Genomic DNA, 15,572 nt, shown 5'->3' with positions numbered 1-15,572 from the left:
GGGAACATAGATGAAGGAAACTATGAGAATTAATGTGAATGATAATGTGGCGGTGGCATTGAGAGAATTGCATGAAGGTGAACAGGTTGAGGTCGGCGATCAGATGATTGTTGTGAAAGAAAAAGTTGTTCGTGGCCATAAATTTGCGATTACCTCGATCGAACCACATCAAGACGTCGTAAAATATGGCTCCCCCATTGGACATGCGACAGCGATGATCGAAGTCGGCGAATGGGTTCATACCCATAACACGAAGACGAATCTTCAGGGGATCGAGGAATATGAATATTCCCCACGTTGGAATGAGAATCCTTTTGAAATGAGGAACCTGACCTTCAAAGGATATCGGCGCCTCAATGGTAAGGTGGGTATTCGGAATGAACTGTGGATTGTACCGACGGTTGGTTGTGTGAATGGGGTGGCTGAGGGGATCTTGAAAAGATTCGAGAATGAGGTCGGGGATATATCTCCTTTCGAGAACACGCTGGTGCTTAAGCATAATTACGGTTGTTCTCAGCTTGGTGATGATCATGTTAATACAAGTACTATACTCCAAAATGCAGTTCAACATCCGAATGCGGGTGGTGTATTAGTTCTTGGCCTAGGCTGTGAGAATAATGAGATGCAATCATTCAAAGAGTCATTGGGCAACGTTGATAATGATCGTGTGAAGTTTCTAGTATCCCAAGACGTATCGAATGAGATCGAGGAAGGGGTTAAGCTACTTCATGAAATCTATGAGGCTGCCAAGGCTGATGTAAGGGAGGATGTTCCATTTTCGGAACTTATGATTGGTTTGAAATGTGGAGGTTCTGATGGTTTCTCCGGCATTACAGCGAATCCATTGCTTGGGCAGTTGTCAGATTTCCTTGTGGCACAGGGAGGAACGACGGTCTTAACTGAAGTACCAGAAATGTTCGGGGCAGAGACTTTGTTAATGGAGCGAGCAGCGAACGAGCCGGTGTTTCATAAAATTGTGGCACTAATTAATGACTTTAAAGAATACTTCATGGAGTATAAGCAGCCAGTCTATGAGAATCCTTCCCCGGGAAATAAAGCGGGCGGGATTACGACTTTGGAAGATAAGTCACTTGGGTGCACACAAAAAGCGGGAACTTCCATGGTTATGGATGTATTGAAATACGGTGAGACTCTGCAGACGAAAGGGCTAAACCTTCTGAGTGCTCCAGGTAATGATCTCGTTGCATCTTCAGCATTAGCCTCAGCAGGATGTCAGCTCGTATTGTTCACGACGGGAAGAGGAACCCCATTTGGCTCATTCGTTCCTACCGTCAAAATATCTACCAATTCAGCGATATATCATCAGAAAGGTCATTGGATCGATTTCAATGCGGGAACACTTGTCGAGGATGCTACACCTGATGAAGTATTGGAAGACTTCGTACAGTATATTATTTCGATTGCAAGTGGCGAACTGGTGAATAATGAGAAGAATGATTTCAGGGAAATTGCTATTTTTAAATCGGGGGTAACACTATAAATACGTGATCAAAAGGTCGACTTTTCAGCACCGAGAAGATTGGATGAAGCAAGGGAGTGAGGAGCGGAGCGTAGGCAGTACCTACGTGAGCACCGGAAGGACCGGCTGAATTCAATCTTCGATGTCGAATACACTTCTTGGCATGCTTCGTGATCAAAAGGTGACTTTTTGAACAACACTATAAGTATATCCGCTAGGTATCTCTTATGCATGTTATCTGTATCGCAGTATGTGGTATATTGAGATGCAGAGTTTCATATTTCAGCATGAGAGAAAGAAGGAGTAAGGGTGTCACGTCTTGTATATTTAGCACTTATAGTACTTAGTCTCATATGGGGCGGTTCGTTCTATTTCATCAAAATGCTTCTTCAGGATTTCGGTCCTTGGAGTATTGCCTTTCTAAGATCTGGAGCGGGCTTGCTCACTATCGTATTAATAATGCTCCTGTTAAGGAAGCCATTTGGCTTGCGTAGCATCTCATGGATTCCTATGACAATAATGGCCTTGATCAATACAGCCTTTCCATGGGCACTCATTGGATTGAGTGAGACACGCTTGCCAAGTAGCATGGCATCGGTATTGAATGCTACGACTCCAGTGTGGACTATTATTGTGGGTGTGTTATTTTTCGGATCTGTATCTAATAGGAAACAATGGCTAGGAATAGGGATCGCAACGCTAGGTATTATTGTATTACTGGATATCAATCCTACAACGCTCATTTCGATGGATATATTTGGATTGGCTTGTATGGTTGCAGCGGCAATATGTTATGCGATTGGATCGCAGTTATCCAAGAATATTCTTACAAAAGGGTATTCGATGTATCAGGTGACCTTTGGAACTTTGCTATGCACGATGATAGCAAGTGGAAGTATGGCTTTCGCTACGGAGGGAATTTCTTTATCTAAGCTTGCTTCGGGTTCAAATATTCTAATGATTATTGGGTTAGGTGTGTTTGGATCAGGGATCGCGTATATCCTATTCTATTTCATGATTCAAAAAGGAAGCCCTGAGTTTGCAATGATGGTGACGTATCTCGTTCCTTGCACGGCTATTATCTGGGGTTATACTTTATTGAATGAACATATAAAATGGACGTTATTGGTCGGATTAATGATTATTCTCTTTGGAGTTTTCATAGCGAGTCGTAAACCGAAGGGACTAAACACATTGATGTAGGATGCCGCTATGATGACGGTTTGTCCTTCCGATCGCTGTTGCCCTCCGATTTCTTGATTATATACCGCACAGCGGTTGAAATCAGAGGGCAAAGCTTATGGGCGAGCGCTATCGCTTCTTCAGGATAATCCGTCATCGTAGCTATATCCCACGCATATTTTTATCAAGAACTTATCTTGGAGTTAGAAATCCAACAATGGAAAGCTATCCTTACGAAATTTCTCGACGGTAGCATTTAGCTTATAGTTGTTATCTTTCAGAACATCCATGTAGGTTTGAAGTTTCCTTAAATAACCGATATTTGTAGGTCCCTTCTTAGTGAGCAGAGATAAATAGGCAGCTTTGGCTTCGGGATTCATTGTTTTGGATTCATAATCAAATAGTGGCGTATTGTTCTGTCCATAGACTGTATTGATGACGTATTGCTGATATAAGTCCTCAACCTGTTTTGTTCGATTAGAGTTGGGATACAAATTTACAAATGTTTCTTGTGACAAAGCACGCTGACTGATCTCATTCCAGCTAATGATAAGAGCAGCATCCTTGGCTGGTGGATTAGCAGACTCGACCGCCATGATATCGATGTAGCTCTTAATATCCTTCATGACATAGGGACGGTATTTCGCGAATCCTTCATAGTCAATGACTGGAAAGAAGTTTCCTTCTGCGGTCTCAAGTTTAAATCCGCTATCTTGTGCACCTTGAAATAGTGTGCGTAAGGTTGAATCTGTAGTTCGTGCCATTAGTGTGGCGAAAGTGTCATTCTGCTTATACAACTTCGCAATGTTCTCCTGGATGGATCCTACAAAGAATTTATCACTCCATGCTTCAAGTCCTGCCCGTTGAGCATTCTCAAGTCGAAGCGTCATCAGAGTCGCCTGATAAGAGTTAACTTCATAAATATGAGACTTGAGAAAAGTATGGGACGCCTTGAGTTTAATAGGTTGTTGTACTAACTTCAAAAACGTATTGTATACATGATCGGCACGGTTCGTAACAATCGAAGATGGCGCGATGGCAACGGTATTGTTAGATGCGTTGGCGGTTGATAGCTCACTTGAAGCATTCACAGCTACGGTTCCCGAGGCTTGTGTGGTAACTAGTAGAGCAAGAATAGCAGCAGAAATTGTAAAGGATTTAATTTGCATTAGGTTATTACCTCCTTTTAAATAGAACAATCCATCCCAGTAAACCTATGAAAGCAATAAGAAGACTAGCCCATGGCTGAACAGTGAAGACTGGCAAGAGATTTCCAACCAGGTAACCAATCATCAAGATCACTACCATGACAGCAACGAATATACCGATGGTCTTCACATTTATTGTTGGCTTCGCATTTGATTCCTCTGCATTCCCTCTATTCAGTAAGTTTGTAACCGCTTCGATTAACAGAATGGAACCAAGGGCAATAATAATGAGTGAAAAGAGACTGATTTGATTAAAGGTAGTCATCGTTCCCCCAAGCCATTGTGCAGTAAAGCCTACTAAAGCTTCCATGAAGAAGAACATCGTCAATGCTACCCAAGGAATCATTATATAGTATCGAATGCCGGTGATCGTCTTTCTTTTAACAAGAGTAGCGACTTGGGTACGGCTATAATCCTCCGCATCATCTCCTAATAACTGACGTGCGGTTATGCCTTTTTGTTGCGCATCTAGCACTTGATGTGCTAATTTCAACAGCAATTGTTCGCTTTGAGTCCGATCTGCCTGGCTACTTCGGAAGTAGACCACGATGTCTTCGTAGTAATCTCTATTGTCAGCTGTCATTTGTTCTCTTAATTTATTGTTTTCTTTAATCATATTTTTAATTGTCATTGTAAACTCCCCCATCTAGTTCAAGTATAGGAATTCTGAAGATCGTTTGCAATATAATGAGTCGATATGGATGTAAGTAATTGCTGTATGATCCTCGATGCTTTGCCAGGTATGGGTAATAGAGATATCATTATAAGAATGATAAGGTATCATCATCACCATAAAGGGGTACGTTATATGATCAATTTACAGGAAATGCGGAATATGATTACGGGGTCTAATAAACATTCAGTATTAGCATTCGTGGGAATGTTCAGACCGATTGATTTGGCAGAGTGTTTAGAACAATTGAATAGAGAAGAACAACTCAAATTAGTGAAGCTACTTCCACCAGGAGTGTCTGCTGAAATACTGGAGTATTTGGAGCCTTTACTCCAATATCAAATTCTATATCATCTGGAGGGAAGTTTGACTTCTGAGGTGCTGAACGAGATGTCTGGCGACGTAGTAGTGGATATGATGTTGGCTATACATCGATATCAGGCAGTGAAGTTACTCGATTTACTTCCAGAGGATTATCGTCAGAAAGTTCAGACATTAATGACATATCCCGAGCAGACTGCGGGAAGTTTGGCTACGATTGATTATATTGCAGCGAGTAATATTTGGACCATTGAATCGACATTGGCGCATATCCGAAAAGTTGGGAACCAAGCTGAAATTATGGCTTATATTTATGTGACAGGGGTTAAAGGTGAGCTTCTAGGTGTAGTTTCATTGAAAAAAATCATCTTAGCAGAACCTAAAACGCAATTGTTGGAAATTATGGATGATGCCATTTCTGTACCTGCTACGATGGAGCAAGAGGAAGCGGCAGAACTTTTATCGCGATATGATTTGGTTGCGCTCCCAGTTGTGGACACCCAAAACCGGCTTATTGGAGCAATCACAGTGGATGACTTAATTGATGTTATGCAAGAAGAAGCAACGGAAGATATTCAAAAATTAGGTGGAAGCCAGCCATTAGAAAATGCTTACCTAAAAACTTCGGTGTTTCATTTATACAAGAAGCGGATTGTATGGCTATTGATATTGTTTGTTGCTGAAGCCTATACGGGTTCTGTATTAAGGCACTATGAAGCAACGCTATCGGAAGTCATATCATTGGCATTCTTTATTCCATTGTTAATTGGTACAGGAGGAAATACGGGAACTCAGACGGTATCCACATTGGTACGAGCGCTCGCTGTTGGAGAAGTAGCCTTCCGGGATATGTTTAAAGTAATCAGGAAGGAATTTAGCGCTGCATTCATGACTGGGGCCACCATTTCAATTATTGCATTTCTGCGGGCATCGATGCTCGGGGTAGAATCGAATATTGGGTATGTTGTGGGTATAACAGCCATGCTGATCGTATTATGGGCCTCGTTGGTCGCAGCTATTCTACCACTCATCTTACACAAATTGAAGGCGGATCCTGCAGTCATTTCCGGACCACTAATTACTACGTTAGTGGATGGAACAGGTCTAGTCATCTACTTCACTGTTGCTAAACTAATATTAAATCTATAGATTGACATTCCCTTTTTCGCGATGTTACAATAAATCAACTAATACACACTAAACTTATCGGATTTGTTGATATATATAGAGTTGAGGGGGAATACGATATGGAACGTCACATTATTATTAAGCATAAAGAAGAGGAGTTAACAGCGAATATTCATTATCCATCTTCAATATCGAAGACAGAAGGACGAGGCAAAGAACGAGTACCTCTTATTGTCATATGCCATGGATTCGTAGGGAATCGTATCGGTGTGGATCGTTTATTCGTGAAGACTGCACGTGATATGGCAGGAGAAGGATATATGGTTGTTCGATTTGATTATATCGGTTGCGGAGAAAGCACGGGCGATTATGGTGAAGAAGGCTTAGAATCCATGATTGATCAGACTCGTACCGTACTTGATTATGCTCTGGCTTGTGCTGATGTTGACCCAACACGTGTTACCTTAATTGGACATAGCTTAGGTGGGGCAGTTGCGATACTGACTGCGGGACGTGATCGTAGAGTTAACAATCTCGTTTTATGGGCGGCTGTTGGTTACCCTTTCAATGATATTGTCAAAATAACGGGTCGAGAAGTGTATGATACAGCGGTTAAGACAGGTAAATCTGACTATTTAGGATATGAATTGAGCCCTGACTTTTTTGAATCACTTGCGCCGTTCCAACCTTTTCAACAGGCAAGTAACTTTAATGGAAATGTGTTAATTATACATGGGACTTCGGATGATTCGATTCCTGTAGATTATGCATTCCTATTTCAGAAAATATTCTGGATGCGATCAGAAGGTAGCTGTGATAAAGAAATTATTTTTCAAGCGGATCATACCTTCTCCTCAGGATCACATCGTGAAATATTACTTCAGCGGACGAAAGATTGGTTAAATCAACAAGAGAAAAATCAACAAGAATGGCATAATTGGACGATTTAGCATTTTATAGGTAATAAATATTGTCAAGATACCCCCATAAGCTGTAAAATAGTGAGTAGCAACGTATACTAGTGTATGGAGGTTGACATCGATGACATTACCTTCTCTATTTGTAGCTCACGGCTCACCAATGCTAGCATTGGAAGAGCACGAATATACCCACTTTTTGCAAGAACTAAGTCGCCAATTGATGACACCAAAGGCTATCGTGCTATTCTCAGCACATTGGGATACACCAGATCAGTCTATGACTGTAGATGACAAGCACAGTACGATGCATGATTTCTACGGATTTCCAGAGGAAATGTACAAGCTTACTTATCCTGTAGCTGGGGATCTCGAACTGAACAAAGAAATCGTTAATATTTTCAAGAGAAATAATTTGAATTATGTACCTGTACAAGGGCGTGGACTTGACCATGGAGCTTGGGTTATTCTGCAGAAGATGTATCCAGATGCTAATATTCCAGTCGTAGAACTATCTGTAGATTCAAAGCGATCACCGAAGGAACAATATCATATTGGCGCGATGCTTACGGAACTTCGCAAGGAAGGTGTACTAATCATCGCAAGTGGTGGGCTTGTCCATAACTTAAGGAAACTCAATAAAGCGGAACAGCCAGATGATTGGGCCGTTGAGTTTGATAATTGGATCGCTGAACAGCTAGAACAATGGAACTTGAAGTCTTTATTCGAATATCAACATAAGGCACCTCATGTTGATCAAGCCGTTCCTCATTATGGTGTAGAGCATTTCATTCCGCTCTTTTATGCGATGGGTGCAGCAGATGATGAACGTAAGGCCAGACGACTATTTCAAGACTATCAATACGGGAATCTCAGTCTAAACTGCTGGATGTTCGGCTCTGTATCAGATTCGTAATGACTTAACTCAGACCGATAGATGCATAACATTAAATAGAAGAAGAGCAGGACTTATGATAAGTCCTGCTCTTCTTCTATCATTTACATAGCACTTTTGGATCTTAGATGAGGAATCTGTGTTGATGGTGTCTTATTCTCATTGTGGAATAAGCTACGGATATACGGGATTACCCAACGGTCTAGCCCGATACGCCCACCATTAGCGGCGGAAACGACGATGAACATTTCCATTAATAACATTTGAACGTTGGTGCTTACTGTTCCCGATAATAAGAAGGCCGAATTCATGACCATGGCCATTAGTGCAGCGAATGTAGTGAACATTCCAAGAATTAGCCCCAGTCCTACTAATGTTTCACCTAATGGAATAAGTATATTGAAGAAATTTACACCTGGTAATGCGGCATGTTCCAAGAATGCGCCCCACCAAGCTTGAACGCTAGGGTTATCACCAGTACTCTTTGCAATAGCACCTTGTAGGAAGCCGCCCGAGTCGAAGCCACTGATTAATTTATGAATACCACCGGTAAACCATTGATAACCTAGATAAATACGGACGAATGTAAGGATCCATGCAACAAATTTATTAGTTCTTAGTGTATGATTAAACATTTGATACTCACTCCTCAGTGTATAGTTATGTGTCTGTGAAAGATAATCATCTTTGATATCCTTAGTATAAGTGAAACGATTCACATATAGTTGTGATTTAAATCACAAATTTAAACTATATTTTAAGAATATTAAATATAAGATTAAATGATTCATCAATATTAGAAAATGTTGACAGACAAGTAGCATTTAATATGATTAAATAGTAGGAACGATAGACTTATTATACAAGGAGGAATAATCATCACATGAACCAATTGAAAATTAAGCAAATTCTAAGCATCGTACTCATGCTATTTATTCTTTCATCCTGTTCGAATTCGAAAGAGGAAGTAGAGATGCTATTACCTGATCCATCTCCAGTAGTAGAAGAAGTTGAACCAATAGTGGAAGTTGGGCCTATCAATCAACACACAGCTCTGCTTACGGGGCTACCTATAGAGGAACCCTCCAACGCACGACCGATTGCGGTGATGATTAACAATGCTCCGGCAGCTAGACCACAATCTGGATTGAGTAAAGCGGATATCGTCTATGAAGTGCTTGCAGAAGGAGGAATCACAAGACTCGTTGCTATCTTCCAGAGTAACAATGATGCCGTTACGGTTGGTCCAATACGAAGTATCAGACCTTATCTTATTGAAATAGGGGAGCTATATAATGGATTACTTGTGCATGCAGGTGGAAGTCCTGAAGCCTATTCGATCTTACAGAAGCAAAAGAAAGATGATCTAGATGAGATCGGGAAAGCAGGTTCCTTTTTTTGGAGAGATAAAAGCCGTAAAGCACCGCATAATTTATACTCGGATACGGACAAGCTACGAGCAGGCGGAGAGAAATTGAATTATGCTCAAGATGTAACGATACCAACCTATCCATTTAGGGCAGAGGATGAGGTTATAGCAGGTGAGAACGCAGAAAAAGTGGATGTTACCTTCCTACAGAAAAGCTATATGGTTTCCTATGAATACGATGTGGATGCAAAAGTCTACAAACGATTCATAAATAGTAAATCACATATAGACCTAACGACCAATTTGCAACTTGAAGCGACTAATGTGATCGTAATGGGGGCGGATCATCGTGTGCTTGATGATGTCGGAAGGATTTCAGTTGATATCAATCAAGGTGGCGAAGCGCTAATATTCCAACGTGGGCAGATGATAAAGGCGAATTGGATTCATCGCAAAGATGATGTTATTCGATTCGTGCAGGGTGAGCAAGAGATTCCATTGGTTCCGGGAACGACTTACATAAATATTGTACCTAATGATCCTTCGTTTGAGGGTCATGTGACGGTGTCGAATCCTGCTTTAGAATGATGTGAAATATTCAAAATTTGTCATAATAAATTTCATTTCATCACAAAAAATATACTTTTGTAAAATATAATGATGAACTATGTAAAAAGAACCTAATTTGATTACACAAAAGAGATTCAGATTGTGGTAGAATAACAAGGTTGTCAATTGAATTGGGCAGATGAAATTATGACAATATTTCTGTAAAGGGGTAATCAAATGAGATTGAAGAAGAAGGACATTTTTTTTGAAACGATGGAGAACATGGCAGATAAGATTGTACAAGCTGCTGATTATTTTGCTGAGAATGTTGCGAATTTCAAAGATGTCAATGCATTTGCAACTCAAATGAAAAAGTATGAGTCGGAGTGTGATGAGTTTACACATATCATTATAATAGAACTCAACAAAACATTTATTACACCGATTGATCGAGATGATATCTTGGCGCTCACATCTAGCCTAGACGATGTAATAGATGGATTAGAAGCTACAGCTTCCCGATTCTATATGTATAATCTTGATGCGCCGGACGAGTATATTGTGCAGTTTGCAGAGATATTACGTCAGTGCGCTTATGAAATACAGAAGGCTATTCACTTGCTATCTCACAAGAAGTTGCTTGCTATTCGAGAATACACCATTCGTTTGAACGATCTAGAGAATCAAGGGGATGACCTCCTTCGAATTTGTATCAAGAACTTGTTCGCAACCGTTAGTGATCCTATTCAACTGATTAAGAAGAAAGAAATTTATGAACGTCTAGAGCAAACTACAGATACTTGTGAAGACGTGGCTAATATGTTGGAATCAATTATTATGAGCAATTCTTAAGGGGTTTACGAACATGGAAACATCATTATTTGTGTTAGGTATCGTCATTTTTCTCGCTCTAGCATTTGACTTTATTAATGGGTTCCATGATACAGCCAACGCTATTGCAACATCTGTATCCACCCGTGCATTGAAACCAAGAGTTGCTATTATTATGGCTGCGTGTATGAACTTCGTCGGAGCAATGATGTTTACCGGTGTAGCCAAGACTATTGGGGGGAGCGTAGCTGACCCTGCAATGCTCGATAACGGGCTACAGGTAATCATTGCGACTCTACTTGCCGCTATCATCTGGAATTTGGTGACGTGGTGGTTCGGTATTCCATCATCCTCGTCACATGCGTTAATTGGTGCATTAGCAGGGGCAGTACTCGTAGGAGCTGGATCTAGCCAAGTGAATTGGGAAGGATTTATTGGTATCGTAATGGTACTCATCTTCTCCCCATTAATTGCATTCGTTGTTGGTTATATCTTTATGACAGTCTTGAAATGGATATTTGCGAATAGGAGTCCGCACACGGTGAATAAGGGATTCCGCACAATGCAGATAATGACAGCAGCCCTGCAATCATTTACACACGGAACGAATGATGCGCAGAAGGCGATGGGGATTATCACATTTGCTCTAGTCACATCAGGAAGGCTTGACACATTTGAGGTACCGCTATGGGTTAAGATATCTGCAGCAACCGCCATGGCGTTAGGTACTTCCGTTGGTGGATGGAAAATTATTAAGACGATGGGAACTAAAATCTTCAAAATCGAACCGATTAATGGATTTGCCGCGGATATGACTGGAGCTTCTGTCATATTAACAGCGACGGTCCTTCACATGCCTGTTAGTACAACACATGCCATTACATCAGCTTTATTAGGCGTTGGTAGTGCGAAGCGGGTATCTGAAGTGAAATGGTCACTTGCGGGAAGGATCATTATAACTTGGTTTATTACGATTCCAATTTCGGGTCTGCTCGCTGGTTTGATATTTAAAATCTTATTCTAAATGATGAAGGCCAATCGCTGAAGGTTGGCTTTTTTTCTATTTAAATACACGGGGATTGTACCAGAAAGGATAAATGATGATTAGGACACTTGCCATTACACACTCACATGAAGTAAAGATTGGGATACCATTAGAAGAAATCCATATGGATGATTATCTATGGATCTGGACGGATTTCAGTTCTCCTACACCAAAGGAAGCGTTACTACTAGATACGTATTTTCATTTCCATCCACTAGCTATCGAGGATTGTATGCATGTACTGCAACGGCCGAAGCTGGACTTTTATGATGATTTACAGTTTCTTGTTCTCCATGCGCTGAATCCAGATACGTTAAAGGTTGAGGAAGTGGACCTATTTCTAGATCATAATCTACTGGTTTCCTTTCACCATCGACAGCTGTCTGAAATTGACGATGCATGGTCCCAAGTTATTGAGCATGCCCATGAGCGTATAATATGGTCCCGTGGCCCGGTTGGTTGCGCATATACCCTGATTGATATGATGGTAGATCGTTATTTTCCATCGCTCTACAGTATAGAAGATGAGTTGGCTGAGCTTGAGAATCAAGGAAGTAATGAATCTGTTGAAGAATTGATGAAGCAAGTGTTTGACTTACGAGGAAGATTATTAAAGCTTCGACGGACCATTGTTCCGATGCGGGACCTGATGTATCGAATTATTAATTCTCAGCATATAAAGAATAGTGGAGAGCATACGGTGTATTTTGCCGATATTTATGATCATTTGATCAAGCTAACCGACATGATTGAGGCTGATCGCGAAATGACGGCTGATTTGCGTGATAGCTATATCTCGCTCAATTCCAATCGAATGAATGCTATTATGAAGACACTCACCGTCATTACGGTCATCTTCATGCCGTTGACTTTAATTGCAGGGATTTACGGAATGAATTTCATTAATATGCCGGAACTTAACTGGAAATATGGTTATGCTATCGTGATGGCGATGATGTTCTTGCTTGGCGGTGGCATGGTGATGTGGTTCATTCGACGTGGCTGGTTTAAATAGGAAGAGTGCTGTTGTATAAATGCGGCACCCTTCCTGGAATATATGATGGAGTGTATATAAGACAGGATGACTTTATTTCTTTTTGTAGGTTGAACGTTTCTTGATCTGCGTGGGCTTGGTGGTGTTTGTGGATTTACGGCGTGATATCTGTTTCTGTTTATTAGTAGAAGATGACTTCTTGCGTCGACGTTTGGGGGGAGTGTAGTATAAGTCATCGCCCTCTAAGGAAGTACTTTTGGACTTCCCTTTTCCGAAGGAGCCCATCATGAGTTTGATCATGGGAGCCATTTGTTGGACACCAGCCATGACTTTCTGGAACTTTCCCATGGAGCTGACAATCCCGTCAACACCTCCCATTCTATCGATCACACCTTTGAGTTCACCTAAACTAGCAAGAGAGAATCCACCTGCTTTGGCAGCAGTTTCCGCAACAGGTAATAATGTCGTAGTTGCCGTTGCCACGGGATCAATCAATTCAGCCGCACCTAATTCGTTCAGCCCACCCCCTTGATATGGTGTTAACCCGGAGGATCCAAGCTGTGGAACATCTCCTGAGGAATTAATTCCAGGGTATGAATTGTTAGATGAAGGCGAAGAGAAAGGACCGAGTGAACGCTGGTTGTTCGAAGAATTACGATGGTAGTGCTCTGCCATGATTATCACTATCCTTTTCAGATTGGTTTACAACACTGTATGTGATAGGCGAACATAAAGTATGGACGAATGCCTGGGTAATACGGGATAGGAGCGGAAACGGGCGTAAGCCTATAGAAGGAAATCTTCTCGGTGCTGAAAAGCTGACTTTTTGAACTCGAACTTATAGAGGAAAATGCCTGGATAAATCATGTTATGTGATGAAAGTGTCAAGTTACTTTAATACGTGAAATCGTTAATGCTTGAAAAGATCGTACCGACTAAAGTACAATGGGATTACATAGTAATAGTAGGGGATGATTAGTGGTGCAATTAAAGAAGCTCAATGACAAGAACGTGGATCAATTATTTGAAGCAATATTAACTCTTAAAAATATAGAAGAATGTTATGTCTTCTTCGATGATCTGTGCACAGTGAATGAAATGCAATCACTTTCTCAGCGACTGGAAGTGGCACGTATGTTAGGAAAAGGATCGACATATAATCAAATAGAGGCAGAGACGGGTGCTAGTACAGCTACAATCTCCCGTGTGAAGCGTTGTTTGAATTATGGTAATGATGGTTATAAAATGTCATTGGAACGTTTAGGGCGGTAACAACATGAAGAGTCCTGGTATATTAATTATTAGCCATGGTTCGAGGGAATCATCCTGGGTAGAACTAGTGGATGAAGCAGTGAATCAATTACCGCTACAGGATCCTATTCCTGTGGCGGTTTCGTTCTTGGAGTTAGTAGACGGTAGGTTGATTCAGGATGGAATAAATCACCTTGAAGAACAAGGTGTGACTGACATCGTGGTCATTCCACTATTTGTATCTTCGGGAAGTACCCATGTTGATGAAATTGCTTACGCACTAGGGGCGAAAGAGATGGCAGATTGCGATACCGACCTTGCTCCTTTTCATATTCAAGCGAATATACATTATGGTATTCCGATGGATGATGATGACGATGTTGCTCAGATGATATGGGATAAGGTACAATATCAATTCACAGAACATGATCAGAAAGTGATTCTCCTCATAGGACATGGAAGTATTTATGATCAATTTCGCCAACGCTGGGAACTGGGAATATCATCACTAACTGCTAAATTACAACGAATTAGTGATGCAGCTGCCGTAGATTACGCGCTGTTGAACCCGGATTCTGTAAAGGAAAGAATGGCGTATTGGCAAAATGAACGAGGATATGAAGTGATTGTATTTCCACTCTTTTTAAGTGAAGGATATTTCACTCAAAATGTGATACCGAAGCGACTTGATGGATTTCAATATCGCTATTCTGGTGAAGCGCTATTGCCACATCCATTATTAACTCATTGGATAGGTAAACAGATTTATGCTATGTTACAAATGATTAAATATTGAAAACAGGTGGTTTCTTGTATGAAGAGAGCAAGGTTGATTTATAATCCGACCTCTGGACGAGAGGAAATGAAAAGAAGACTGGCTGATATACTAGAACGGCTTGACCAAGGTGGTATTGAGACTTCGGTCCATGCTACGACGGGTGAGGGAGATGCTACTCGTGAAGCTGCGGACTCCATAGAACGAGGGTATGATCTGATCATTGCCGCAGGTGGTGATGGTACGTTGTATGAAGTGGTCAATGGTATGGCGGGAAAAGAGAATCTTCCACCGCTTGGTTTATTTCCGCTCGGAACGACGAACGATTTCGCTCGAGGTCTTGGAATTTCTAAGAACTGGGAAGAATATTGTGATCTGATTATTAAACAAGAGACAAGACCAATCGATGTAGGTAAAGCAAATGATCGTTATTTCATTAATATTGCAGGTGGAGGAACACTTACAGAATTAACATATGATGTACCAAGCAAGCTGAAGACATTAATCGGACAACTGGCTTATTATCTTAAAGGGATTGAGAAGATGGTACGTTTGTCCCCCCAGGAACTCATCATTAAAGCGAATGGGCAAGACAATCTTCATGATGAATTCATGCTGTTCTTGATTGCTAATACGAATTCTGTAGGTGGCTTTGAGTTGCTAGCACCTAGTGCTCGTATTGATGATGGTCTTTTTGATGTGATTGCACTAAAGAACTGTACGTTGCCTGAATTCGTTCGTGTCGTCAGTATGGCGATCCGTGGAGAACATCTTAAAGACAAGAAAGTGATTCATTTCCAAACGGATTATATGGAAGTTACTTCACCTGGTGAAGTGTTGCTCAATCTTGATGGAGAACTCGGTGGTACTCTACCTGGAACATTTGAAAATCTCAAACATCACTTACAGATTTTCGCGAAATCGTAAGTTAAGGAAAGAAGTGAATATAGCATC

Annotated in this window: 16 protein-coding genes; 12 read left to right on the top strand and 4 right to left on the bottom strand. The window is 41.0% G+C overall.

Annotated features, from left to right (window positions below):
- Nucleotides 1-10 precede the first annotated feature (10 nt).
- Together AC1TO9_RS20250 and AC1TO9_RS20245 are read left to right on the top strand one after the other, a co-directional pair.
- Nucleotides 11-1,501 (top strand): UxaA family hydrolase, encoded by a 1,491-nt coding sequence (locus tag AC1TO9_RS20250; RefSeq protein ID WP_482060320.1) that lies wholly within the window; start codon nucleotides 11-13, stop codon nucleotides 1,499-1,501.
- 288 nt (nucleotides 1,502-1,789) lie between these two features.
- Nucleotides 1,790-2,683, top strand: a complete 894-nt coding sequence (locus AC1TO9_RS20245) for a DMT family transporter (RefSeq protein WP_482060319.1) — start codon at nucleotides 1,790-1,792, stop codon at nucleotides 2,681-2,683.
- A gap of 182 nt (nucleotides 2,684-2,865) precedes the next feature.
- Here the strand turns inward: AC1TO9_RS20245 and AC1TO9_RS20240 are convergent, their stop codons facing one another.
- Together AC1TO9_RS20240 and AC1TO9_RS20235 are read right to left on the bottom strand one after the other, a co-directional pair.
- Entirely contained in the window at nucleotides 2,866-3,831 is a 966-nt protein-coding gene (locus AC1TO9_RS20240) for a hypothetical protein (RefSeq protein ID WP_482060318.1), read from the bottom strand.
- Between the two features lie 7 nt (nucleotides 3,832-3,838).
- The gene (locus AC1TO9_RS20235; RefSeq protein WP_482057046.1) at nucleotides 3,839-4,501 is read right to left on the bottom strand and encodes a DUF1129 family protein; all 663 of its coding nucleotides are present in this window, start codon (nucleotides 4,499-4,501) and stop codon (nucleotides 3,839-3,841) included.
- A 177-nt stretch (nucleotides 4,502-4,678) separates the two neighbouring features.
- Between AC1TO9_RS20235 and mgtE the strand changes: the two genes are divergently transcribed.
- The 3 genes from mgtE to AC1TO9_RS20220 all read left to right on the top strand — a co-directional run bounded on the left by mgtE (nucleotide 4,679) and on the right by AC1TO9_RS20220 (nucleotide 7,825).
- A complete protein-coding gene (gene mgtE / locus AC1TO9_RS20230; RefSeq protein WP_482060317.1) occupies nucleotides 4,679-6,013 on the top strand; it encodes a magnesium transporter in 1,335 nt (444 codons plus the stop codon).
- Between the two features lie 98 nt (nucleotides 6,014-6,111).
- Complete coding sequence (locus AC1TO9_RS20225; RefSeq protein WP_482057044.1) at nucleotides 6,112-6,942, top strand: alpha/beta hydrolase; 831 nt, start codon at nucleotides 6,112-6,114, stop codon at nucleotides 6,940-6,942.
- 91 nt (nucleotides 6,943-7,033) lie between these two features.
- Nucleotides 7,034-7,825 carry a DODA-type extradiol aromatic ring-opening family dioxygenase gene (locus AC1TO9_RS20220; protein WP_482057043.1) on the top strand — a complete coding sequence of 264 codons (792 nt, stop codon included), beginning with the start codon at nucleotides 7,034-7,036 and terminating at the stop codon, nucleotides 7,823-7,825.
- Between the two features lie 83 nt (nucleotides 7,826-7,908).
- On the opposite strand, the gene AC1TO9_RS20215 is transcribed toward AC1TO9_RS20220, so the two are convergent.
- Nucleotides 7,909-8,439, bottom strand: coding sequence for a DoxX family protein (locus AC1TO9_RS20215; protein WP_482057042.1), 531 nt, complete (start codon nucleotides 8,437-8,439; stop codon nucleotides 7,909-7,911).
- A gap of 248 nt (nucleotides 8,440-8,687) precedes the next feature.
- Here AC1TO9_RS20215 and AC1TO9_RS20210 point away from each other — a divergent pair, with 248 nt between their 5' ends.
- From AC1TO9_RS20210 to corA, 4 genes are all read left to right on the top strand, one after another.
- Nucleotides 8,688-9,761 carry a DUF3048 domain-containing protein gene (locus tag AC1TO9_RS20210; protein ID WP_482060316.1) on the top strand — a complete coding sequence of 358 codons (1,074 nt, stop codon included), beginning with the start codon at nucleotides 8,688-8,690 and terminating at the stop codon, nucleotides 9,759-9,761.
- A 198-nt stretch (nucleotides 9,762-9,959) separates the two neighbouring features.
- A complete protein-coding gene (locus AC1TO9_RS20205; protein WP_482057040.1) occupies nucleotides 9,960-10,574 on the top strand; it encodes a DUF47 domain-containing protein in 615 nt (204 codons plus the stop codon).
- 13 nt (nucleotides 10,575-10,587) lie between these two features.
- Nucleotides 10,588-11,577: an inorganic phosphate transporter gene (locus AC1TO9_RS20200; RefSeq protein WP_482060315.1), complete on the top strand. Its 990-nt coding sequence runs from the start codon at nucleotides 10,588-10,590 to the stop codon at nucleotides 11,575-11,577.
- Between the two features lie 76 nt (nucleotides 11,578-11,653).
- Nucleotides 11,654-12,613 carry a magnesium/cobalt transporter CorA gene (corA, locus tag AC1TO9_RS20195; protein WP_482057079.1) on the top strand — a complete coding sequence of 320 codons (960 nt, stop codon included), beginning with the start codon at nucleotides 11,654-11,656 and terminating at the stop codon, nucleotides 12,611-12,613.
- Between the two features lie 72 nt (nucleotides 12,614-12,685).
- Here the strand turns inward: corA and AC1TO9_RS20190 are convergent, their stop codons facing one another.
- Nucleotides 12,686-13,267, bottom strand: a complete 582-nt coding sequence (locus AC1TO9_RS20190; protein ID WP_482060314.1) for a tyrosine protein kinase — start codon at nucleotides 13,265-13,267, stop codon at nucleotides 12,686-12,688.
- A 306-nt stretch (nucleotides 13,268-13,573) separates the two neighbouring features.
- On the opposite strand from AC1TO9_RS20190, the gene AC1TO9_RS20185 reads away from it, so the two are divergent.
- From AC1TO9_RS20185 to AC1TO9_RS20175, 3 genes are read left to right on the top strand one after another with little or no spacing between them, the layout of a single operon-like run.
- Nucleotides 13,574-13,864 carry a YerC/YecD family TrpR-related protein gene (locus AC1TO9_RS20185; RefSeq protein WP_482057037.1) on the top strand — a complete coding sequence of 97 codons (291 nt, stop codon included), beginning with the start codon at nucleotides 13,574-13,576 and terminating at the stop codon, nucleotides 13,862-13,864.
- 4 nt (nucleotides 13,865-13,868) lie between these two features.
- Nucleotides 13,869-14,639, top strand: a complete 771-nt coding sequence (locus tag AC1TO9_RS20180; RefSeq protein ID WP_482057036.1) for a sirohydrochlorin chelatase — start codon at nucleotides 13,869-13,871, stop codon at nucleotides 14,637-14,639.
- 18 nt (nucleotides 14,640-14,657) lie between these two features.
- Entirely contained in the window at nucleotides 14,658-15,545 is an 888-nt protein-coding gene (locus AC1TO9_RS20175) for a diacylglycerol kinase (protein ID WP_482057035.1), read from the top strand.
- Nucleotides 15,546-15,572 lie beyond the last annotated feature (27 nt).

This window comes from Paenibacillus sp. Y916 (assembly GCF_056786435.1).
The sequence above is the reverse complement of the archived record's forward strand: the minus strand, read 5'-3'. Positions and strand labels throughout refer to the sequence as shown.